22 protein-coding genes and 1 riboswitch are annotated in these 22220 nt (G+C 48.4%); of the genes, 20 read left to right on the top strand and 2 right to left on the bottom strand.

Features of this window, described 5'->3' with window-relative positions; all coding sequences use genetic code 11:
• Complete coding sequence (gene rsmI, locus LQV63_RS24180; RefSeq protein ID WP_019420271.1) at window positions 1-921, top strand: 16S rRNA (cytidine(1402)-2'-O)-methyltransferase; 921 nt, start codon at window positions 1-3, stop codon at window positions 919-921.
• A 274-nt stretch (window positions 922-1195) separates the two neighbouring features.
• On the opposite strand, the gene LQV63_RS24175 is transcribed toward rsmI, so the two are convergent.
• On the bottom strand, window positions 1196-1450 hold the full coding sequence (locus LQV63_RS24175; RefSeq protein WP_005545514.1) for an AbrB/MazE/SpoVT family DNA-binding domain-containing protein: 255 nt from the start codon (window positions 1448-1450) through the stop codon (window positions 1196-1198).
• 357 nt (window positions 1451-1807) lie between these two features.
• Here LQV63_RS24175 and LQV63_RS24170 point away from each other — a divergent pair, with 357 nt between their 5' ends.
• The 19 genes from LQV63_RS24170 (at window position 1808) to spoVT (ending at window position 21755) form a co-directional block, all read left to right on the top strand.
• Entirely contained in the window at window positions 1808-3082 is a 1275-nt protein-coding gene (locus LQV63_RS24170; protein WP_019420272.1) for an HD domain-containing protein, read from the top strand.
• A 94-nt stretch (window positions 3083-3176) separates the two neighbouring features.
• Window positions 3177-3944 carry a TatD family hydrolase gene (locus LQV63_RS24165; RefSeq protein ID WP_233698601.1) on the top strand — a complete coding sequence of 256 codons (768 nt, stop codon included), beginning with the start codon at window positions 3177-3179 and terminating at the stop codon, window positions 3942-3944.
• 192 nt (window positions 3945-4136) lie between these two features.
• A riboswitch (cyclic di-AMP (ydaO/yuaA leader) is annotated at window positions 4137-4340 on the top strand.
• 312 nt (window positions 4341-4652) lie between these two features.
• The gene (locus tag LQV63_RS24160) at window positions 4653-5774 is read left to right on the top strand and encodes a ubiquitin-like domain-containing protein (protein WP_233698600.1); all 1122 of its coding nucleotides are present in this window, start codon (window positions 4653-4655) and stop codon (window positions 5772-5774) included.
• 387 nt (window positions 5775-6161) lie between these two features.
• Entirely contained in the window at window positions 6162-6734 is a 573-nt protein-coding gene (rnmV, locus tag LQV63_RS24155) for a ribonuclease M5 (RefSeq protein WP_233698599.1), read from the top strand.
• A gap of 3 nt (window positions 6735-6737) precedes the next feature.
• On the top strand, window positions 6738-7631 hold the full coding sequence (gene rsmA / locus LQV63_RS24150) for a 16S rRNA (adenine(1518)-N(6)/adenine(1519)-N(6))-dimethyltransferase RsmA (protein ID WP_233698598.1): 894 nt from the start codon (window positions 6738-6740) through the stop codon (window positions 7629-7631).
• 96 nt (window positions 7632-7727) lie between these two features.
• Window positions 7728-8621 (top strand): sporulation peptidase YabG, encoded by an 894-nt coding sequence (yabG, locus tag LQV63_RS24145; RefSeq protein ID WP_019420277.1) that lies wholly within the window; start codon window positions 7728-7730, stop codon window positions 8619-8621.
• A gap of 147 nt (window positions 8622-8768) precedes the next feature.
• Window positions 8769-9044, top strand: coding sequence for a biofilm formation stimulator Veg (gene veg / locus LQV63_RS24140; RefSeq protein ID WP_019420278.1), 276 nt, complete (start codon window positions 8769-8771; stop codon window positions 9042-9044).
• A gap of 176 nt (window positions 9045-9220) precedes the next feature.
• On the top strand, window positions 9221-9400 hold the full coding sequence (locus LQV63_RS24135; protein WP_019420279.1) for a small, acid-soluble spore protein, alpha/beta type: 180 nt from the start codon (window positions 9221-9223) through the stop codon (window positions 9398-9400).
• 206 nt (window positions 9401-9606) lie between these two features.
• Window positions 9607-10461 carry a 4-(cytidine 5'-diphospho)-2-C-methyl-D-erythritol kinase gene (gene ispE, locus LQV63_RS24130; protein ID WP_019420280.1) on the top strand — a complete coding sequence of 285 codons (855 nt, stop codon included), beginning with the start codon at window positions 9607-9609 and terminating at the stop codon, window positions 10459-10461.
• A gap of 176 nt (window positions 10462-10637) precedes the next feature.
• The gene (purR, locus tag LQV63_RS24125) at window positions 10638-11486 is read left to right on the top strand and encodes a pur operon repressor (RefSeq protein ID WP_019420281.1); all 849 of its coding nucleotides are present in this window, start codon (window positions 10638-10640) and stop codon (window positions 11484-11486) included.
• Between the two features lie 25 nt (window positions 11487-11511).
• Window positions 11512-11895, top strand: a complete 384-nt coding sequence (locus tag LQV63_RS24120) for a RidA family protein (RefSeq protein WP_019420282.1) — start codon at window positions 11512-11514, stop codon at window positions 11893-11895.
• Window positions 11896-12032: 137 nt separating this feature from the next.
• Window positions 12033-12317 (top strand): septation regulator SpoVG, encoded by a 285-nt coding sequence (spoVG, locus tag LQV63_RS24115; protein ID WP_005545528.1) that lies wholly within the window; start codon window positions 12033-12035, stop codon window positions 12315-12317.
• Window positions 12318-12449: 132 nt separating this feature from the next.
• Window positions 12450-13835, top strand: a complete 1386-nt coding sequence (glmU, locus tag LQV63_RS24110; protein ID WP_233698612.1) for a bifunctional UDP-N-acetylglucosamine diphosphorylase/glucosamine-1-phosphate N-acetyltransferase GlmU — start codon at window positions 12450-12452, stop codon at window positions 13833-13835.
• 149 nt (window positions 13836-13984) lie between these two features.
• Window positions 13985-14938 (top strand): ribose-phosphate diphosphokinase, encoded by a 954-nt coding sequence (locus LQV63_RS24105; protein WP_019420284.1) that lies wholly within the window; start codon window positions 13985-13987, stop codon window positions 14936-14938.
• 120 nt (window positions 14939-15058) lie between these two features.
• Window positions 15059-15619 (top strand): aminoacyl-tRNA hydrolase, encoded by a 561-nt coding sequence (gene pth / locus LQV63_RS24100; RefSeq protein WP_233698597.1) that lies wholly within the window; start codon window positions 15059-15061, stop codon window positions 15617-15619.
• A 64-nt stretch (window positions 15620-15683) separates the two neighbouring features.
• Window positions 15684-15914 carry an anti-sigma-F factor Fin gene (locus tag LQV63_RS24095; protein ID WP_019420286.1) on the top strand — a complete coding sequence of 77 codons (231 nt, stop codon included), beginning with the start codon at window positions 15684-15686 and terminating at the stop codon, window positions 15912-15914.
• Between the two features lie 235 nt (window positions 15915-16149).
• A complete protein-coding gene (mfd, locus tag LQV63_RS24090) occupies window positions 16150-19680 on the top strand; it encodes a transcription-repair coupling factor (protein WP_233698596.1) in 3531 nt (1176 codons plus the stop codon).
• Window positions 19667-20764, top strand: coding sequence for a peptidylprolyl isomerase (locus LQV63_RS24085; protein ID WP_233698595.1), 1098 nt, complete (start codon window positions 19667-19669; stop codon window positions 20762-20764). The genes mfd and LQV63_RS24085 overlap by 14 nt, the downstream gene beginning before the upstream one ends.
• Window positions 20765-21212: 448 nt before the next feature.
• The gene (gene spoVT, locus LQV63_RS24080) at window positions 21213-21755 is read left to right on the top strand and encodes a stage V sporulation protein T (RefSeq protein ID WP_019420289.1); all 543 of its coding nucleotides are present in this window, start codon (window positions 21213-21215) and stop codon (window positions 21753-21755) included.
• A 205-nt stretch (window positions 21756-21960) separates the two neighbouring features.
• On the opposite strand, the gene LQV63_RS24075 is transcribed toward spoVT, so the two are convergent.
• Window positions 21961-22116, bottom strand: coding sequence for a hypothetical protein (locus LQV63_RS24075; RefSeq protein WP_233698594.1), 156 nt, complete (start codon window positions 22114-22116; stop codon window positions 21961-21963).
• Between the last annotated feature and the right edge of the window lie 104 nt (window positions 22117-22220).

Here is a 22220-nt window from a genome sequence, read left to right as displayed (position 1 = left end):
ATGAACATAACGGAACAATATAGTTATCAAGACGCCTCCGACAGAAGTGGAGCGCTCTATTTAGTCGGAACGCCGATCGGCAATCTGGAGGATATGACGTACCGTGCCGTACGGACGCTGACAGAAGCGGATATTATTGCCGCGGAGGATACGCGCGAGACGCGAAAGCTCCTCAGCCATTTTGAGATTCACGGGAAGACGTTGTACAGCTACCATGAGCATAATAAGCAGGCCAGCGGCCCGGAGCTGGTGCGGATCATGCAGGAAGGGAAGCGTATCGCCCTCGTGAGCGACGCCGGTCTGCCAGCCATCTCCGACCCGGGAGCCGATCTGGTCCGGATGACGATAGAAGCCGAGCTTCCCGTCATTCCGATTCCCGGCCCCAACGCCGCACTCTCAGCGCTCATCGCATCGGGGCTGCCGACCGAACGGTTCACGTTCGCAGGCTTTCTGCCCCGCGATAGGAAACGCGCCGAGTTGATGCTGGCGTCACTTACAGCAGAGGCTGGCACGCTTCTCTTCTATGAGTCGCCGCACCGCGTCGCAAAGACACTTGAACGTATCGTGAATACGTTCGGTGCGAACCGACGCATGACGCTGGCCCGTGAGTTAACGAAGCGCTATGAGCACTTCGTCCGTGGCAATGTAAATGAATGTCTTGCTTACGTACTGGAGCATCCGCCGCTTGGCGAGTGCTGCCTCGTGGTTGAAGGGGCAAGCGAAGACGAGACAGCTGCAGCGGAGGCCAGCCAGGCTTGGTGGCAGCCACTAAGTGAAGAAGAGCACGTAGCGCATTACGAAAGGGAGCAACATATTTCCCGTAAAGATGCGATGAAGCTGGCTGCCAAAGATCGCGGCGTCTCGAGACGGGATATTTATCAAGCTTTGTTGCAAATGGAAAAGGAAAGACAAGATGATTAGAAATAAAATAAATGCTGAATAGAACAAATTTTATAAAAAAAATGAGTGGGCAGGAGTGAATGGAGCGAAGAAGGTTGTGGTAACTTCATCCTGTCGCCAACGTAATCATTGGAGAGAAGCGGGCATGATGAAGTGCTGAAAGGGCGTGAAACCCGCGCCCCACAACAAAAAAAAGACCCTCATGGTTGGGTTCAATAACCATGAGGGCATCAAGGAAGATATGAAAAAGGTTAGAATTAACATGTGTGATTAGTGCTATTATATACTATTTTTCTTATTTTGTCACAGGTTGAGGAATTTCCGAAATACATTCGTGACAAACAATTTTTCCTTTAAAGTATGTAACGTTTTCAGCATTGCCGCAGAAGATGCATGCAGGCTCATATTTTTTCAGCATGATGCGCTCTCCATCCACGTAAATTTCCAGCGCATCTTTTTCACCGATTCCAAGGGTGCGGCGAAGCTCGATTGGAATGACGACACGACCCAGTTCATCAACTTTACGAACGATACCAGTGGACTTCATCATAGTTTAACGCTCTCCTCTTTAATTACATAATAAGTCACAATTCGACAAATTTCTAATTTGGCTGTTTATTATCGTACCAACCATTCCCAAATTAGTCAACCTGTAAAATTCGTAGATATCGTGCTAATTTATGGTTTTTAGCATTTTTTTAACTGAAATTTAACTATTTTTTACGATTTACTACTCACATTTGCACTTAGATGGTGTTTTTTGTTAGGAAATAAAGGGAAACGCGAATAAACAAAACCTTTTCGACAACATCATCGATTTTAAAAACGATGTCGAATAAACTAATAATGCAAACCTCTAATAATCTTTGCAAGCTGTTTAAATATGCTCAGAGGGGAGTGAAGTCCCATGTTAAAAGAAGAAAAGGTATTTAAAGACCCGGTTCACAATTACGTGCATGTTCAGGATCGCACGATCTGGGATCTCATTAATACGAAAGAATTTCAGCGGCTGCGCCGCATTCGCCAGCTCGGTACGTCATACTTGACGTTTCACGGGGCAGAGCATAGCCGATTTTCCCACTCACTCGGTGTATATGAAATCACACGCCGCATCATTTCCCAATTCGAACGCAATGGCTATGAGGATTGGCCACAGGAACAACGGCTCGTCGCGCTATGTGCCGCCTTGCTCCATGATGTAGGGCACGGGCCGTTTTCCCATTCCATTGAAGAGGCGTTCGGCATGTTCCACGAAGATTGGACATGCCGTATTATATTGGAAGATTCTGAAATCCACCAGGTGCTGCAGCGAATTGATCCGGCATTGCCAGAGCAGGTAGCTGCGGTCATTCGCAAGACGTATGCTTATCCGATTGTCGTCAATTTGGTGTCTGGTCCGCTTGATGCGGATCGTATGGATTATTTGCTTCGGGACGCCTATTTTACTGGTGTCAATTACGGCACTTTTGATATTGACCGTATACTGCGGCTCGTACGTCCATATAAAGATCGGATCGTCGTGAAGGAAAGCGGTATGCATGCGGTAGAGCATTACTTGCTCTCACGATATGAAATGTATTGGCAGGTTTATTTTCACCCCGTTACACGCAGTTCGGAAATGGTGCTGAGGCACATTTTCAAGCGGGCCAAGGAGCTTTATTTGCAGGGCTACTCATTCCGCTATTTTTTGGAGCCGCTTGATGCGCTGTTTGAAGGGACGTTGACAACCACACAGTATGTGCAGTTGGATGAGGCTTTTGTACAGACTGCCTTTATGCAATGGATAAATGAACCGGATGAGCTTCTCGCCGACTTGTGTCAGCGATTCATCGAGCGTAAACTGTACAAGTATATTGAAGTGGATGAGTTGAATGCTGAATGGCTGTGCCGTGAATGGCATGCGGCAGGCTTGAATCCGGACTACGACATTATGTTCGATTCACCTTCGGATAATCCGTATGATGTGTATCGCTCGGGAGACGAACCGACGCAGCAGCACATATTGCTGTGGGATGGTCATGACCAAGTGATGGAATTGTCCAAAAAATCGGACATCGTGCGTTCCATCAGCGGCATTCGCCGTGGAAATCATTACATTTATTTCCCGATGGACAAGCTTCAAGCGGTGGAACACCGGCTCACGGATGAAGTGAAGCGGATGTTCCTGCAGCGAAAAAATTGAGTCCAAGAACTGGTAGATGGATGGAAAGTGAAACAAGCTCTTTAAATTAAGAAAGAGAAAGTAATCAATACAATTTTAAAAGGAGCGCATTGACGTGTTATTTGATACGCATACCCATTTGGACAACGAAGCATTTGACGAGGATCGCGAGGCAATGATCGCTCATGCTGTGGAGCAGGGCGTTACACGTATGGTCAATGTCGGCTTTAACCGCGAGACCATTCCTACAACAATGGCGTTAGCTGAGAAATATGATTTCATATATGCGGCTGTAGGCTGGCATCCGGTGGATGCCATAACGATGAAGCCAGAGGATATCGATTGGATTGCCGAGCTCACCAAGCATGACAAAGTCGTCGCCATCGGCGAGATTGGTCTCGACTATCATTGGGATACTTCACCGAAGGATGTTCAGCAGCGTGTATTTCGTCAGCAGATCGGGCTGGCCCGGGAGTTGCACATGCCCATCGTCATTCATAATCGCGAGGCGCATGAAGATGTGATTCGTATTTTGCGTGAAGAGAAGGCGAGTGAAGTCGGCGGGATTATGCATTCCTTCTCCGGCAGCTGGGAGACTGCAAAAATGTGTCTGGACATGGGGTTCTACCTTTCCTTTGGCGGACCGATTACGTTTAAAAATGCAAAGCAGCCCAAAGAAGTGCTTGTAAAGATACCCGATGACCGATTACTCGTCGAAACGGATTCCCCATATTTGACTCCTCACCCTTTTCGCGGGAAAAGAAACGAGTCTGCTCATGTGCGTCTCGTAGCAGAGGCAGCGGCGCAATTGAAAGGAATGGAATTTGAAGAATTTTGCAGAATAACGACTGAAAACGGACTGACATGTTTTGACATACGGTGAAAATCAATGAAAAACCGATGAAATAAAGTTCTAGACCACAAGATAAGTGGATTTGTTCACGAAAAAGCGATTTTGTTACTTTTTTTTAACCCTTTTTGACTTAAAACGTGATTGATACCATCTTTACAAGGTGATTGCAAACACGATATGATTTCTCACAGATGTTCGTAAACACTTGAATATTGTTCCAACCAACCAGTATCGCTTAATCTCCATTTTGGAGAGCGGGGGAACCAAAGCGCGAACAATCCGGGAATGAATACATGTTCATTCATGCGGAATGTATCCTAGGGGTGAATTCTGAACAGCCGAGCCATGAGCCGGTGAGTTGAGATAGGGCGACTCTCACAAGCCCGAACCCGACAGCTAACCTCGTCAGCGTATCGGAGAGAGGGGTCCGCGTGCGTCCTACACTGTTGACGTTTGGGTTTCATTTGGGAAGCCACGACAAGAGTCGCCTCTTACGCTAGGCTTCTTTTGTTTTCTCTTGAAACTTCTTTTTTCGAATAAAGAAAAGAAAGACGTCATAGGGTTATGAAATAGGAGGTGGGAGCAGCCGTTACTGGAGTTGGTGTGAAGAATTCGACCATAGCTTGCACATGAGCTCGATAGATGAACGTATTCTTCGCAAACATTCTTGATATAGTCGCGTCAGATGGAATCATGCAAAAACACTCGACGGCGGGACTATGTAAGGAGGACCGAGAAGTGGGAGAGATCGTTAATGACGAAACCCATGAACCCCGATCATCCAGCATGTCGCTCGCAATGCGATGGAAGCATGAAAATGTACGTGTCGTGTCTGTCATTGCTGCTGTTGCGGTTGTTATCACGTTGATTACGGTATTATATATGTATGGTGCATCGAAGAAGACACTGTCCATCCGCGTAGATGGACAAGAGCACGCTATAGAAACACGCCAAGATACGCTTCGTAATGTTTTGGATGAGCATGCGATAGCGGTAGGGGCACATGATGCCGTATCCAAACCGTTGGATACGGAAATAACAGATGGCGATAAGATCGTCATCGAACGCGCGTTACCCGTTAACGTGATAGTAGACGGACAGAAGAAGACGCATTATACGACCAAAAAATCGGTGAGCGACGCTTTAGTATCGCTTCAAATACCTGTCAAGACGGCTGACAAGGTATATCCGGGTCAAGATGCTGCCGTTGCAAATAATATGGACATTCGTATCGTGCGTGTCAGTAAGAACGTAGAAGAGCGAAAAGTGAAGGTTCCATTCCAAGTCGTCAAGAAAGCTGATCCTACCTTGTTGAAGGGGAAGACGAAGACGGTTCAAAAGGGGAAAGAGGGAATCGTCGTCCAAAAGATTGAAAAAGTATATGAGGACGGCAAACTCGTATATTCGCAGTTAGTGGATAAGTCCGTTCAGACGAAGCAGGTCAATCAGGTTCTAGCCTATGGAACGAAGAAGGAACCTGAAGTGGTCGTTCTGTCGGCAAGCTCTCCGAGTGTCGGCTCTGGCAAAGGGGGCAAGGTCGGCTTCGATTACAAGGATATGCTGGAGAACGTTCAATTAACCGCCTATACGGAACAAGAAGGGTCACCGGGAGCCAAGACCGCCTCCGGCACCAAGGTGGTGGAAGGACGTACGATCGCGGTAGATCCGAAGCTCATTCCGCTTGGATGGTGGGTGTATATCGAGGGCGTCGGATTCCGACGTGCTGAAGATACAGGCGGAGCGGTAAAAGGCAAAATTATTGACGTTTATTACGAAAGCAAAGGTGCTGTACGCAAGTTTGGCAGGAAAAAGGGCCATACGGTGTATGTGATCGGTCCGGTGAAGCCGGAAGCGAATTAATTGATTCGATGACGCGGCAGAAGCCACGCGGTTTGCTGCCGTGTATTTAGGATATAGTAATGAATAACGATTTATGTCATGCTAAGAAGAGGGAGATCCCTCTTCTTTTGTGCTTTTTAGAGGTTGTTCAAAAAGTCCCCTTTTGATCACGGAGTATCGCAAGATGTGATTCGGCATCGAATCTTGCATTCACCCTCGAAGAGGTTATGCTTCCGAAGTATGTTTCCTACGGAAACATTTCAGGTGCTCATGTAGTCTCGCCTACACTGCGCTCCTCCTTCTTCGGGTTCTTGCAACCTCCTCGGTGCTGAAAAGCGGCCTTTTTGAACATCTATTTAAATAAGTTACGTGCTCAAAAGTGGGGGACATGAGGAAGGAGTAAGAACGTTGATACGAGAAGTAATCGTCGTGGAAGGAAAAGACGACACCGTTGCAATTCAGCGCGCTGTGGAAGCCGATACGATCGAGACGGGGGGATCGGCTCTCAATGATATGACCATCCGCCGCATTGCTCTGGCGCAAGAGCGGCGCGGTGTTATTATATTTACGGATCCCGACCATGCCGGGGAGCGCATTCGCAAGCTGATCGCTGCGCAGGTTCCCGGCTGCAAGCACGCGTTCTTGCCAAGGCATGAGGCGATTGCAAAAGGGGATCTCGGGGTGGAGAACGCCTCCCCTGAAGCGGTACGTAGAGCGCTGCAGCAGATACGGACAGAAATGCCTGCATTACATACGGAGCTTACGTGGACAGATTTGGTGGAAGCTGGGCTTACAACTTTTGCAGGTTCCGCCGAACGCCGCAGACAATTGGGTGAAAGACTGGGTATCGGCTATTGCAATGCGAAGCAGATGTTAAAACGCTGCGCTATGTTTCAAATCGGGCGGGAAGAGTTCGAACAGGCATTGCATGAACTGGAGGAATCCAATCTCACCGCGCAACAACAGCAGAAGGGGACATGACGAATGAATCACTCGTTTACGGATATTGCAACACCTTCGCGAACGAAGGAAATTGTTCGCAAACACGGCTTCTCTTTTAAGAAGAGCTTGGGACAAAATTTCTTGATCGATATGAATATAATGCGGCGCATTGTCGATGCAGCCGAACTGGATGCCTCTACAGGGGCTTTAGAGATTGGTCCAGGGATTGGAGCGCTTACCGAACAGTTGGCGAAGCGGGCGGGCCGTGTAGCGGCTGTAGAGATTGATCAGCGTCTCATCCCCATTCTGGACGAAGTGATGGAACCATATCCAAATGTGCAGGTCGTTCATGGCGATGTGCTGAAGGTGGATTTGCAAGAGTTATTCCGCGAACAGTTTCATGGGATGGACAAGGTAAGCGTCGTGGCCAACCTTCCTTACTACGTGACCACACCGATTATGATGAAGCTGTTGGAAGAACAACTTCCGCTGAAGCATATTGTCGTCATGATACAGAAGGAAGTGGCTGAGCGCATGGCAGCGAGTCCGGGAGGCAAGGATTACGGCAGCTTAAGTGTGGCTGTGCAATACTATGCCGAGCCAGAGCTGATTTGCACTGTTCCGGGTACGGTCTTTATCCCGCAGCCTAATGTAGAGTCTACCGTTATTCGACTGCGCGTAAGGGAGGAGCCTCCTGTTCAAGTAGCGGACGAGCAGCATCTATTTGAGGTCGTGCGGGCGAGCTTTGCTCAGCGGCGCAAGACGCTGTGGAACAATTTAAAGGCGCGCTACGGCAGCGTGTGTGGAACGGATGCGCTGGCTGAAGCGGTTGCTACTGCCGGCATTGAGCCGACAAGACGCGGGGAGACGCTGTCTCTTGAAGAATTTGCCCGCTTAAGCGATAGCATAGGACGTGCGGTCAACGCAGCTGAATAATTCAGCACGGTGCGAGCTAACCGTGATGGTCGCCAATGTAGGCAATCACCAAACTGCACTTTTGCCCATAGGATAGTTGGAGAGGTGATCGATCCTATGAAGCAAGGAGATCTGGTCGTACGTAAGTCATACGGCGGCGATATTACATTCCGCATTGATGCGGTTTTTCAGGATACGGCGATTATAAAAGGGACTGAATTTCGTCTGCTCGCCGATTCTCCAGTTCGAGATTTGGTCAATGTTTCGCAAGCAACAATTAAGCGTCGTACGCAGCAAGCTCATATTACTATGCTGGAATCAGTCAAGGCAATTGAGCAACATCAACGCCAACAGACCGAACGCCGCCGCGCCGAGTTTCAATTTGCCGAGGTTCCCCATTCATCTGCTTATTTTGATATGCCTGGCAAGGTGCTTCATTTGGATGGTGATTCGAACTATTTGCAGAAGAGCATGGCGATATATAATCAGCTTCGAGTACCGGCCGAGGGGCATTACGTGCATGAGGCGAATATGGCGGATATGCTGTACCGCTTGCTTCCCCGCGTGCATCCGGACATCGTCGTTATTACAGGACATGATGGAGTATTGAAAAGTATGAAGGATCGGGATTTATATAGCTTGCAAAGCTATAAAAATTCAAAAAATTTCGTGAATGCCGTACAAACCGCGAGACAGTTCGAACGCCATCTTGATTTACTGACCATCGTAGCGGGAGCTTGCCAATCCCATTTCGAGGCGCTGCTGCAATCTGGTGCGAACTTCGCCAGTTCACCCGGCCGGATTATGATTCATGCATTGGATCCGGTGTATGTCGCTGTGCAAGCCTCGTATACGTCGATTCGCGAAACGGTACAGATAGGCGATATCACATCACATACGATGACGGGACTGGAAGGAGTGGGCGGAATCGAGACACGAGGGAGCTATCGTGTTGGGATGCCGAAATGGAAAGATTTATCCAATTTGGACGTGACACCGTCCGTAATTTGAATAAAAAACGATGAATTGTAGAAACTTAAGAAATTGGGCAAAAAAACACATTGACACCTAACAAAGCTTGTTGTTATAATTATTTATTTAATTTGACATTTCCTCTAACTTTGTTTATAATGGACAAGGAAAGAGGTGGTAGCTACAATGGCGAGAAATGCGCTATTTGAAATTCGTCGCTGTCTTGAAGCTCATGTCGGCCAGAAGATTTTGCTCCGTGCAAACGGTGGTCGTCGTAAGACGATTGAACGCACGGGTGTGTTGGAAGAAACCTACCCTTCTGTATTTATTGTCAAGTTGGACCAGGAACAGAACGCGTTCAAACGAGTGTCCTATAGCTATGCAGATATATTAACAGAATCGGTCGAAGTGACCGTATGCGCCGAGAATGGCGAAATGAAGATTGAATACGTTCGTGGTTGAACGTTCATGACGGGCAGTCCTTAATGGGCTGCTTTTTTGTTGCCCACAAATATGATCGGCTTGCAGCGAATAACCCCTTTTGCTGTAACCAACATTATAGATACACGCCTCGCGCAGCGTTTTAAATGCGCCACATTTTTGGAATCGGTCCGGATTCCGCCGAAGGAGGTATGACGATGAGTCGAAGAAGACGCAGCAGCTTTATGTCTGAGGAGTTGAAGTACGAATTAGCAAAAGACCTCGGCTTCTATGACACCGTTACCCAATATGGGTGGGGAGCCATCCGAGCCAAAGATGCAGGAGATATGGTGAAGCGTGCCATTCAATTGGCCGAGCAAGCCGCAGCGAAGAAATAATTGATTGTTCTGCCAAAAAAAGCGAACGGAATGACATCATCGTCACTCTGTTCGCTTTCCTTATTCATTGGTGAAGAAAATGGTTGGATCAAGTAAAAAAAGGAAAAGCTGGTACCGATGATATCCCGTTCTACGCGAATGACTTGCCAAGTAGAGTCTGTTATAATAACGTAAGCGATCCGTAGGATAAAGAAGGGTGAACGCGAGTGAAAGTATACGAGAAGGCGCCAGCCAAAATTAATTTGCTACTGGACGTGTTACGCAAGCGTGAGGACGGATATCACGACGTCGAAATGGTAATGACGATGGTGGACCTAGCGGACCGTCTCGAAATGGAGGAGCTGCCTCGCGACACGATTATCATCTCCAGTCAGGCAGGTTACATACCGTTAGATGAGAAAAACTTGGCGTTCCAAGCGGCAAAATTAATTAAAGAACGATATGAAGTGAAGCAAGGCGTATATATTCATCTGGACAAAAAGATTCCTGTCGCGGCGGGCTTGGCCGGGGGCAGCAGCGATGCTGCGGCGACGCTGCGCGGCTTGAACCGGCTGTGGCGGCTCGGCATTTCGGACGAGGAGCTGCAGCGGTTAGGAGCGGAGCTTGGTTCGGATGTGCCGTTCTGCGTAACGGGAGGAACTGCGATTGCGCGGGGGCGGGGCGAGAAGCTGGAAACGATCGAGAATCCGCCGCAATGCTGGGTGGTGCTTGCCAAGCCGCCAATCAACGTATCTACGGCCGATGTCTACGGTCGTCTAAGGGCGCAGCATATTCAAGAGCACCCTTCCTTAGCGAGGATGCTGCAGGCGATTCAAGGCCAGGACTTTCATACCCTGTGCGAATCGCTTGGCAACGTGCTGGAGGACGTTACACTGCCGATGCACCCGGAGGTGCAGCAGTTGAAGGAAACGATGGAGAAGCTCGGTGCAGAAGGCGTGCTCATGTCCGGAAGCGGCCCGACGGTATTCGGCTTAGTGTCCAAGGAATCCAAGATAGCACGTATTTACAATGGCTTGCGTGGATTTTGCAAGGAAGTATATGCCGTCCGCATGCTCTCCTAAAGGTTAACTTTTGATCACGAAGCATGACAGTAAGTATTTCGACATCGATGGAACTTAAGACAATTTCGTTACACAAAATGAAATTTTTGTCTTGACAATCGGTTCTTGTCTTGATAATTAACGTACATTCATGTAGTATTTACAATATATTATTCGGTTTTGAGCGAGGGGTTAGGATGAAAAAATTGAAGCGCAGCGCTCGTCTGGTCGAAATGACGCAATATCTCATGTCTAATCCGCATAAGCTCATCTCTCTCACAACCTTCGCAGAACGGTACGGGGCGGCCAAGTCTTCCATCAGCGAAGATTTGGCTATTATTAAAGAAGTGTGTGAGACGGAAGGAACAGGCGACTTGCTCACGCTGGCCGGAGCGGCTGGCGGGGTGAAATATATGCCGAAATGCGGCCCTGATAAGGCGCTGCCTGTTATTGAGTCGTTATGCACATCAATGGAGCAGCCCGATCGGATGCTTCCAGGCGGATACTTTTATATAACAGATATATTAGGACAACCTGGATTGATGAATGATGTTGGCCGCATGTTTGCATCGGCCTTTGCTGGACGTGATATCGATGTGGTCATGACGGTGGAGACGAAGGGGATTCCAATTGCATATGCTACGGCAGCCCATCTTAATTTGCCGGTTGTGCTAGTTCGTCGCGACCATGTCGTAACGGAAGGTTCAGCGGTTAGTATTAACTACGTGTCCGGCTCACAGAAGAGCATCCATACGATGACGCTGGCGCGGCGGGCGCTGAAGGAACGTTCCCGTGTGCTCATTGTGGATGACTTTATGCGGGCAGGCGGCACGGTGCACGGTATGATGGATTTGCTGCACGAATTCGACGCTACCGTAGCAGGTGTCGGCGTACTTGTAGAATCAGAGGACGTATCGAAAGAGGAACGCTTACTGACTGATTACGTCTCTTTGATTCGCGTGTCTGCGTCGGATCCGCGGTCACGTCAGTTGATAGTGAAACCAGGGAACTATTTTGATAATCATGAAGTCATGGTTGAAAGATAAGCCATCTCTTAGAGGAGGTCTTTCTATGTCAAATGCATTAGAAATGATTGCGACAAGCGAGGCACCGGCTGCTATAGGCCCGTATTCCCAAGCAGTCAAATGGGGCGATGTCGTATTTACATCTGGTCAAATTGCACTGACTCCTGAAGGTCAGTTGGCAGAGGGCGGAGTTGAAGAACAGACGCACCAAGTATTCCGCAACTTGCAAGCCGTTTTGAAAGAAGCGGGTTCCTCTTTGGGGAATGTGATAAAAGCCACTGTATTTTTAAAAGATATGAATCAGTTTGCACAAGTGAACGCCATCTATGAATTGTACTTTGGTTCACATAAGCCGGCACGCTCTACTGTTGAAGTAGCGCGGCTTCCGAAAGATGTCCTTGTCGAAATTGAACTCATTGCAGCGATATAAATCGAAGCTTGTCGAAATGGCTAAAGAAGGTTAAAAAAATTCAAAAAAAGTTTGTTTCTTGGCAAATTTAAGAAGGATTTTAGTTGCGCGTGTGGAATTATACACCAAGTCTTGTTGGAAAAAGGTGGTGAACACACGTGCAAATTACTGATGTCAGACTCCGCCGCGTCAACACAGAGGGGAGAATGAAAGCAATCGCTTCGATTACGATCGACAACGAGTTTGTTGTCCATGACATCCGTGTTATCGATGGTAACAACGGCATGTTCGTAGCGATGCCGAGCAAACGGACGCCAGACGGCGAATTCCGTGACATTGCTCATCCGATTTCATCGGCGACACGCGAGAAGATTCAAGCTGCGGTATTGGCTGAATATGAGCGCGCAGCTACGGAAGAGGAAGTTATTGAAGAGGGTGCATAATCTTTTTGGTTAATATTGGGGTTGCAAAGAAAGAGAGCCAATCATAGGGGGCTCTCTTTTCTTTTTGTTCATAATGAGATATATTCTACTATGGAGTACAGGGAGAGCAGGAGGTCGGACGCTTTGAAAAGAATGGCCATTGTGCTTGCTGCTGGACAAGGCAAACGCATGAAGTCGAAGTTGTATAAAGTGCTTCATCCGGTGTGTGGAAAACCGATGGTGGGACATGTTCTCGATGCGGTAGAGCGCGTGCAAAGCGAGCGCACTGTCGTTGTCGTGGGACATGGAGCCGAAGCGGTTCAAAGCTACCTGGGTCATCGCGCGGAATTTGCTTTACAAGCGGAACAACTCGGTACTGGACATGCAGTAAAGCAAGCAAAGGCGCTTCTTGATGGTGAACAGGGCATAACTCTCGTCATTTGCGGAGATACGCCGCTAGTGACATCGGAGACGTTGGCACAGTTGATGGAGCTCCACGTGCGTGCGCAGGCGTCAGCGACGATTTTGACGGCTGAACTGGAAGAGCCGACCGGCTATGGTCGGGTTATTCGCGACAATGATGGTTCGGTCTTGAAAATCGTTGAGCAGAAAGATTGCACGCCGCAAGAGCAGTCAGTGAAGGAGATTAATACAGGCACTTACTGCTTTGATAATGCGAAGCTGTTTGCTGCGCTGGAGCAGGTCACCAATCATAACGCCCAGCAAGAGTATTATTTGACTGACGTAGTCGGCATTATGAAAGCGCAAGGCGAAACCGTACAAGCCTTTTGTACGGATGATATCGGCGAGTCGATCGGCGTAAATGACCGATTGGCGCTGTCGGAGGCAGAGCGCTTAATGCGGGAGCGTATCAACAAACGCCATATGTTAAATGGTGTTACTATTATCGACCCTGCACAAACGTATATCGAAGCGGACGTCGAGATCGGACCGGATACGGTGCTTGAGCCCGGAACGAGTCTGAAAGGACGTACGACCATCGGAGCGGATTGTGTGATTGGACCGAATACCGAAATTACCGATTCCTTCGTTGGCGAACGTGTGCAAATCAAGCAATCGGTGTTGCAGGAGGCCGTTGTCGGCAGCGATAGCAGCGTAGGTCCGTTTGCGTATTTGCGCCCAGGTGCGCGCCTTGGCGAGCACGTCAAGGTAGGCGATTTCGTGGAGATTAAAAATGCCTCTCTGGATGATCATACGAAAGTTTCGCATTTAAGCTATATTGGAGATGCGAAAGTAGGCAAGAATGTAAATATTGGATGTGGGGCGATTACGGTCAATTACGACGGATATAATAAATCCGTTACGGAAATTGGCGACGATGCGTTTATCGGCAGCAATGTCAATCTCATCGCACCGATCAACGTCGGCAATGGAGCCTATGTCGTTGCTGGTTCAACGATTACACACCATGTTTCAGATAATGAATTGGCGATTGCCCGTGAACGTCAAGTGAATAAGCCAGGCTATGCGGATAAGATTCGCGCCCGCGCAAAAGCGAAGAAAGAACGGGAATCGTGAGCAATATAGTTGCGCCATCGCTTAATTATGGTAGCATGTAGAAGAGAGCCTTTATAGTTGAGACCTTTAACGGATAAGCTAAGCAACACCATTAACGGACACTACTAAACAACGATGACCAAGAACCGGCACGGAGGGTTTTTAATATCATGACTTATTGTGATTCCAAGTTGAAAATTTTCACTTGCAACTCCAATCCCAAGTTGGCAAACCAGATTGCAGAGTACATCGGCATTCCAATGGGAGATGCTGTAACAACAAGCTTCAGTGATGGCGAGATCCAAGTTAAATTGTCCGAGAGCGTTCGCGGATGCGACGTGTATGTCGTGCAATCGACCTGCGAACCGGTCAACGATAACTTGATGGAGCTGCTTGTCATGGTGGATGCGTTAAAGCGTGCATCAGCCAAGAGCATTAACGTAGTTATTCCTTATTACGGTTACGCGCGGCAAGACCGCAAAGCGCGTTCCCGCGATCCGATTACTGCGAAATTAGTCGCGAATCTGATCGAAACGGCGGGTGCGCATCGTGTCATTACGATGGATCTGCATGCAACACAGATTCAGGGTTTCTTCGATATTCCAGTAGATCATCTGCTAGGAGTACCGATCCTGGCGCAATATTTCCGGTCCAAGCAGTTGGAAAATGTTGTTGTCGTATCGCCTGACCATGGCGGCGTCGTGCGCGCACGCAAATTGGCTGATTTCTTGAACGCGCCGCTTGCGATTATTGACAAGCGCCGTCCGGAACCGAACGTCAGTGAAGTCATGAACATTATCGGAGACATCAAGGGTAAGACGGCGATCATTATCGATGACATCATCGATACGGCAGGCACGATTGTCCTTGGGGCGAATGCATTGGTTAAAGCTGGAGTGAAAGACGTCTATGCTTGCTGCACGCACCCGGTCCTATCCGGTCCTGCAATGGATCGTTTGGAGCAATCTCCGTTCAAAGAAGTGATCGTCACGGATACGATTCCGATTAAGCATGAGAACCCGTCCAGCAAGCTGCACGTGCTGTCGGTTGCACCGTTAATGGGTGAAGCGATTATTCGCGTTCACGAAGAGCTATCGATTAGTAAATTGTTTGAAATTGAATAAGAGCGAGGCTCTTATGGTATTGTGAAGATGCAAGCAGAAGCAGTATAGATGAACGAGGGTTACGTCTTTGGCTACGGCCGAAGAAGTAACCCTTATCGGCATTTGAAAGGAGGAGCAGTCTTGAAATGGATTGTAGGTCTCGGGAATCCGGGAATGAAATATGCTTCGACTCGCCACAATATCGGCTTTATGGCCATAGATGCGCTCTCGAATCGCTTCGGCATCGAAATAAGGGAGAGCAAATGCAAGGCGTTAATCGGCGAAGGCCACGTTGGTACAGAGAAGGTTGCCCTTATCAAACCGATGACATTTATGAACTTATCGGGTGAAGCCGTTCGTGCTTATATGGATTACTATAAAACGAATATCGATGATTTCATCGTCTTGTATGATGATTTGGATACCGAGCTTGGTAAGGTACGCTTGCGGTATCAAGGCAGTGCCGGCGGGCATAATGGCATTAAATCCATTATTCAGCATCTCGGGACACAATCTTTTAATCGGATGCGGATGGGCATCTCCCGGCCGGAACCAGGACGCGAAATCGTTGATTACGTGTTGTCAGGGTTTGCTAAAAAAGATCAGGACATGCTCCAACAGACGGTGGAAAAGACGTGCGATGCGGTCGAATTTGCGTTAACGCATACGTTTGAGCAAACGATGGCGAAATTTAACGGCTAATGGGCTAATTTGCCTTCATTAGGGACATACTAAACGGTATATTCCCTGAACTGGAGGCATATAGATGTCTGTGAACTATGTCTGCAAACATTGTCATACGTTAATTGGGCGCCTTGAAGAAAGCGGCATAGATGAAACCCGACTCGGCTTTCATCAACTAACGTCGGAGGAGCGCCAACAATATATATTGGTTCATTCCAATGGAGACGTAACGGTGCGGATGACTTGCGATTATTGCACAGAAGCGATACAAATGCACCCCGAATTGTCGCTGCTGCCATCGCCTTTGCAATGAAAGCTTGATTATACGGAACATACGTCAGCCTTGGCTTGTTTGCCGAGGCTTATTTTGAATGAGCAATAAATCTAGCAAAACCCGTTGTTCCTTATAGGTATGGACGGTACAGTCTGTTTATACGTGGAAGTACACGCGTTAATATGTTGAAGGGCGAGAGGACTTCTCACTTTCGGACCTGAAACTAGATCTTGTCATATCGTAATTTTGTGGGTGAGAAAGAGGTGCCTGTCCTTTGTTAAATGCACTCATGCAAGCTTTATCCGAAGAACGCGATATTGAATCCATAGCTGCTGGCATTCGCGCGGGAATGAAGGAACAATTAGTGTCCGGCATGTCGGGTTCGGCACGTCAAGTGATGATGGCTGCGCTCCATAAGCAGTTGGAACGGCCAGTACTCGTGGTAACGCATAATATGTTTTCCGCACAGAAGGTAGCTGAGGATTTGCAGGAGTGTCTCTCTTCAGACCAAGTGCTGCTCTATCCGGCGAACGAGTTGGTAACTGCGGAAGCGGCTATCTCGAGTCCCGAGGTGAATGCGCAACGAATCGAAGTTCTGACACGCTCTGCCCAAGGCTTTCGCGGAATTGTCGTCACGCCGTATGCTGGATTGCGGCGGTTTTTGCCTGCCCGCGAAGTGATGGCCCAAGCGACGGTGTCGTTAGCACTCGGAGATGTGCTTCCGCTGGAGAGCTTCTTGGAGCAGATGGTGTCTCTTGGCTACGAGCGGACCGAGCGGGTAGAAACGAAAGGGGAAATGAGCGTACGCGGCGGCATCGTTGATATTTATCCGCTCACTTCGCCATTTCCGTACCGAATTGAATGGTTCGACGATGAAATCGACTCGATTCGTTCGTTCGATCCGCACGATCAGCGTTCCATAGAGAAGCTGAAGCAGTTGACGATAACGCCAAGCCAAGACTTGATTGCGGATAAGACTCGCTTCGTCCAAGCGGCTGAAGCGGCATCGTCACGTCTGGAAGACCAATTATCGAAGATGACCGATCGTCAGGTAAAGGATAAGCTGCAGCAAGAAATCGGCTATGAAATCGAGCGCCTGCGCGGTTCCGTATACTTTAAAGAAATGTATAAGTACGTGTCTGTACTTCATCCGGAGCAGCACACGCTGTATGATTATATGCCAAAGGATACGCTTATTATTATGGATGAGCCTGCGCGTGTCATGGAGACGGCGAAGCAATTGGATCGCGACGAAATGGAGTGGAGTACGCACCTGCTGCAGAACGGAAAGACGCTGCCATCGCTTCAGCTTGGGCTGAGCGCAGACGATACGCTTGCCAAGCGTCCGTTCCAAACCGTGTTCATGGCATTGTTTTTAAGACAGGTGCCGCATACGCAGCCGCAAAATATCGTTAACGTCATGTGTCGCACGATGCAGAACTTTCACGGTCAGATGAATGTGCTTAAGGCGGAGATGGAACGCTGGAAAAAGACCGGTGCCAACGTCATCATGTTAGCGAACGGAGACGAACGGGTGGAACGCATCCGGCGCGTGCTTCAGGATTATCAGATCCCCGAACCGATCATAATGAAGGGGAACTTGCAAAGCGGCTTCGAACTGCCATCTGTTCATCTTGTCGTCATTACCGAAGGCGAAATGTTCTCGCAGAAGCAGCGCAAGACGCGGCGGGCGGAGCAGGGCGCGAAGATGGACAATGCGGAACGAATTCGCAGCTATACGGAGCTCAAAGTAGGAGATTACGTCGTTCATCAGAACCACGGAATCGGTAAATACATTGGCATCGGTACGTTAGAGATCAACGGCATTCATAAGGATTATTTGCATATCTTGTATGCCGGCGGAGACAAATTGTCCGTTCCGGTCGATCAACTCCATCTCATTCAGCGCTACGTCAGCTCGGAAGAGAAGGAGCCGAAGGTATATAAGCTGGGCGGTACGGAGTGGACGAAGGTCAAGAACAAAGTTCGCTCGTCGGTCAAAGATATTGCGGATGATCTGATTAAGCTGTATGCCGCAAGACAAGCTTCTTCAGGCTATGCCTTTGAGAAGGATACACCGGAGCAGCGTGAATTTGAAGAAATGTTCCCATATGATGAAACGCGGGATCAGCTCCGCACCATCGAGGAGATTAAGAAAGACATGGAGCTGCCTCGTCCGATGGATCGCTTGCTGTGTGGTGACGTCGGTTACGGCAAGACGGAGGTGGCAGTACGAGCTGCCTTTAAATCAGCGATTGAGGGCAAGCAGGTTGCTATTTTGGTACCGACCACCATTTTGGCGCAGCAGCATTATGAAACGTTCCGGGAACGCTTTGCCGAATATCCATTCAACATTCAAGTGTTGAGCCGGTTTCGTTCCCGCAGGGAACAGAATGAGACGATTAAAGGCTTGAAGACAGGCGTCGTCGATATCGTCATTGGTACCCACCGTTTGCTCTCGCAGGACGTCATTTTCAAAGATTTGGGCATGCTGATCGTGGATGAAGAACAGCGCTTCGGCGTTACCCATAAGGAGAAGCTGAAGCGGCTCAAGATGAACGTGGACGTGCTAACGCTGACCGCAACGCCGATTCCGCGCACGCTTCATATGTCCATGCTGGGCGTTCGCGATTTGTCGGTTATCGAGACTCCGCCGGAGAATCGGTTCCCGGTTCAGACCTATGTGCTTGAATACAGCGATGCGCTCGTACGGGAAGCGATTGAACGGGAATTGGCCCGGAATGGCCAAGTATACTTCCTATTCAATCGTGTTCAAGGTATTCATCAGGTGGCAGACCATATCAAGATGCTCGTGCCGGAAGCTCGAGTGACGGTCAGTCACGGTCAAATGTCGGAGCAAGAGCTGGAGAAGACGATATTGGATTTCCTGGACGGAGAGTACGATGTGCTCGTCAGCACAAGCATTATCGAGACAGGCGTAGACATTCCGAACGTGAACACGCTCATCGTGCATGATGCGGACAAGATGGGCTTGTCCCAGCTGTATCAGCTGCGCGGCCGCGTCGGGCGTTCAAATCGGATCGCGTACGCGTACTTTACGTATCAGCGGGATAAAGTATTAAACGAGGTGGCGGAGAAACGGCTGCAAGCGATTAAAGAATTTACGGAGCTCGGTTCAGGCTTCAAAATCGCGATGCGGGACCTCTCCATCCGTGGAGCTGGGAATTTGCTCGGCGCAGAGCAGCACGGATTCATCGCTTCGGTTGGATTCGACTTGTACTCACAAATGCTGTCTGATGAAATCAACAAGCGCAAAGCGGAGCTGGACGGCATCGCTATCGAGGAGCAGCAGGAGCTCTCGACGCTTATCGATCTGAACATCGACGCCTATTTGCCGCCGAATTATATTTATGATAGTATTCAGAAGATTGAGATCTATAAAAAAGTAGCCGGTCTTGCCTCGTTAGACGAAGTCGAAGAATTGCGAGATGAACTCATCGATCGCTTCGGGGAACCGCCCCTTGCTGTATTGCAGCTCCTTGCCGTTGCCCGGCTGAAGCTGTATGCGAAGCAATATGGATTAGAATCCATTGTGCAACGCGGGGAGGCGGTCACCTTAAAGGTCCACCCTTCGGCTGAACCGTGGTTAGACCGTAAGAAATTGGCTGCCATCGCCACCAGCATTGATAGACGTATTGCAGTAGACCGGAATACGCATGGCATCGTGAAAGTGAACGCGCGTGGAATGGATGCAATGCAACTGTTGATGCAGCTTGAGCAATTCATGCAAGAGGCGAAAGATGCGATCAAATCGAAGGGAGAATTGCAAAATGTTGCAAAATAACAAGACGCGTTCTAAGAAGTGGTTGATGCTGGCATTGTCTGCAGTACTCGCCCTTTCCGTATTGGCGGGCTGTGGCAAGAGTTCCGGAGCAGAAGCAGGAACAGGAGCAGCAAAGAAAGACGACAGCAAAGTCGTGGCTACGTATGAAGGCGGAGAAGTTACGCAAAAAGAGTTCGACATAGAGCTAGGGAACATGCTGTTGATGTATCCAGAATATGCACAGCTTATTAATATGGATCAATTCCGCGAATACTTCTTGAAGCAGCAGGTTGCTTATGAATATCTTCAAGGCAAGGCATCTGACAAGTCCAAGACAGAGGGCGAGAAGAAAGCCAAGGAACAGCTTGAGGCCATGAAGAAGCAGGAGGGCTTCAAGGAAGCTTTGACCGAGAAGAAATTAACGGAGGACGACGTCCTGAAGTATATGACGCGCATCCTTACCGTTGTTGTAGACTATAACGACAAAGTGACGGAAGACCAAATAAAAGCACAGTTCGAAAAAGACAAAGAGGAAATGACGGTTGCGTCCGTTCGCCATGTTTTGATTGGCTTTAAAGACAAGGATGGCAAAGAGCGCAAGAAAGAAGACGCACTTAAGCAGGCGAAAGACATTTCTGCCCGCTTGAAGAAGGGCGAGGATTTCGCGAAGCTGGCGAAGGAATATTCCGATGATGCAGGCTCAGTGCCAGATGGCGGTTTGTATAAAGACACGCCTGTTAGCAAATGGGTGCCGCAGTTCAAGGAAGCGGCGCTGACGCTGCCGATTAACCAAATCAGCGATCCAGTCGAAACGGATTACGGCTACCATGTCATGCGTGTTGAATCGCGCACCGTGAAGACGTATGACAAGCTGACCGAGGACGAGAAGACCGCGTTGCGCACACGTGCTGCTTCCGAAATCATGAACAGCTTCATGGAAAAAGAGCTGGACAAGCTGATTACGAAGATTGACTTGCCTAAGGTGGAGGAAGCGAAGCCAGAGGATAAAAAGGAAGAGAAGAAAGAAGACGCGAACAAAGAAACACCGAAAGACAATGGAGCGACAGACAACAAGAAAGAGGATAAAACAGAAGGAACGAAGTAATTATCCTCGTACTGCTGACTATGTTTTGTGTAAGAATGCAAAGCGGCCTCTCCCCGTTTCGGGCAGAGGGCCGCTTTTTTTCATGGCATGCACTCATGAATTGGAGAAATGTAGGCATACTATAAGTAGTTTCCTTTGTACGTCGTAAAAGGACAAGTCGAAAGAACCATACGAATTCGACAAAAACAGATAAGAAAACCAATTTATGCTAAAGGAATTGGGGAAAATGTGAAAATTCTGAGAAAACGAAATAAAAAGTTGTCGTTTAATGTCGAAAAATGTGATTTTTTTTGCAACTTGGATGGCTTTTCCTACGTATCATGTGTATGTATAAGAACTTGGGAGTAGTTGAATACTATGGTCAGTGTTAGAATCCATACCGCATCTCTCCTAATTAAAAATAATACAGTAGACCTAAAATTACTTACGGAAAGCGGGGCAACCATTTATGAAAGCTACTGGTATTGTTCGTCGTATTGATGACCTCGGACGTGTTGTTATTCCAAAGGAAATTCGCCGCACATTGCGGATTCGCGAAGGTGATCCACTTGAAATTTTTGTAGATCGTGATGGCGAAGTCATTCTGAAGAAATATTCCCCAATCGGCGAGTTAGGCGATTTTGCTAAAGAATATGCGGAATCTTTGTATGAGAACACAGGTCATATTACGTTGATTTCCGACCGCGATACGGTTATCGCGGTAGCAGGTGGTTCCAAGAAAGAATATTTGGACAAGCAAATCGGCATGCTGCTCGAGAATTGCATGGAGAATCGCAAGACAGTCGTCGAGACGAATGCAGGCAACTACGAAATCGTCAAAGACAATCAAGAACCGTTCTCATCGTTCGTAGTGGCGCCTATTGTAACTGGCGGCGACCCTATCGGCACAGTCGTGCTGTTGAACAAGGACGATAGCGTGAAAATGGCGCAAATGGAAATGAAAATGGCGGAAACGGCTGCTGGCTTCCTAGGCAAACAGATGGAGCAGTAATCATATATCTGCAAGAGGAACTCCTGTACGAATAGGGTACACGTCTGACGTGGAACCTTAACGGTGCGGGAGTTTTTTATAAAATATCGGGATAAAAGATGTTTTTCGCCTTGGAGTCCTCAACTAAACCCTTCCCTGGGATGGTATGTCTGTTCCATCCCTTGCTTCACTCTCCCCTTCATTCAGAATTGCAGCTCCTTTGACTTCAAACGACAACATGTTGCTTGTCTTCCGTGTAATGGTCCTTAGCTCCATTCTCCCAAACAGTCAGTAGGGATAACGTCAAGGATAAGGCACATGCCGACACGTATATCATGGAATAAAACGGCTGATCATGATGGCAGTAAACCAAAGTGGTCACTGGGCGTGCCTCCTTCCTGATGGAAGGGGAGAATGAAGCAAAGGGGCGAATGAAGCAAATCACCGTCAGTCTGAATGCGCCACTGCATGAACGGAACATTCCGA

Origin of the sequence: Paenibacillus profundus (assembly GCF_021369635.1) — a bacterium.
Lineage (GTDB): Bacteria > Bacillota > Bacilli > Paenibacillales > Paenibacillaceae > Paenibacillus_B > Paenibacillus_B profundus.
The sequence above is the reverse complement of the archived record's forward strand: the minus strand, read 5'-3'. Positions and strand labels throughout refer to the sequence as shown.

Excerpts from the sequence above, each read along its gene's own strand:
- LQV63_RS24095 (WP_019420286.1), top strand. The coding sequence starts at position 15,684 with ATGTCTGTGAACTATGTCTGCAAACATTGTCATACGTTAATTGGGCGC.
- LQV63_RS24085 (WP_233698595.1), top strand. The coding sequence starts at position 19,667 with ATGTTGCAAAATAACAAGACGCGTTCTAAGAAGTGGTTGATGCTGGCA.
- glmU (WP_233698612.1), top strand. The coding sequence starts at position 12,450 with ATGGCCATTGTGCTTGCTGCTGGACAAGGCAAACGCATGAAGTCGAAG.
- rsmA (WP_233698598.1), top strand. The coding sequence starts at position 6,738 with ATGAATCACTCGTTTACGGATATTGCAACACCTTCGCGAACGAAGGAA.
- spoVT (WP_019420289.1), top strand. The coding sequence starts at position 21,213 with ATGAAAGCTACTGGTATTGTTCGTCGTATTGATGACCTCGGACGTGTT.
- LQV63_RS24170 (WP_019420272.1), top strand. The coding sequence starts at position 1,808 with ATGTTAAAAGAAGAAAAGGTATTTAAAGACCCGGTTCACAATTACGTG.
- LQV63_RS24120 (WP_019420282.1), top strand. The coding sequence starts at position 11,512 with ATGTCAAATGCATTAGAAATGATTGCGACAAGCGAGGCACCGGCTGCT.
- LQV63_RS24135 (WP_019420279.1), top strand. The coding sequence starts at position 9,221 with ATGAGTCGAAGAAGACGCAGCAGCTTTATGTCTGAGGAGTTGAAGTAC.
- LQV63_RS24175 (WP_005545514.1), bottom strand. The coding sequence starts at position 1,450 with ATGATGAAGTCCACTGGTATCGTTCGTAAAGTTGATGAACTGGGTCGT.
- yabG (WP_019420277.1), top strand. The coding sequence starts at position 7,728 with ATGAAGCAAGGAGATCTGGTCGTACGTAAGTCATACGGCGGCGATATT.
- rsmI (WP_019420271.1), top strand. The coding sequence starts at position 1 with ATGAACATAACGGAACAATATAGTTATCAAGACGCCTCCGACAGAAGT.
- veg (WP_019420278.1), top strand. The coding sequence starts at position 8,769 with ATGGCGAGAAATGCGCTATTTGAAATTCGTCGCTGTCTTGAAGCTCAT.
- LQV63_RS24105 (WP_019420284.1), top strand. The coding sequence starts at position 13,985 with ATGACTTATTGTGATTCCAAGTTGAAAATTTTCACTTGCAACTCCAAT.
- purR (WP_019420281.1), top strand. The coding sequence starts at position 10,638 with ATGAAAAAATTGAAGCGCAGCGCTCGTCTGGTCGAAATGACGCAATAT.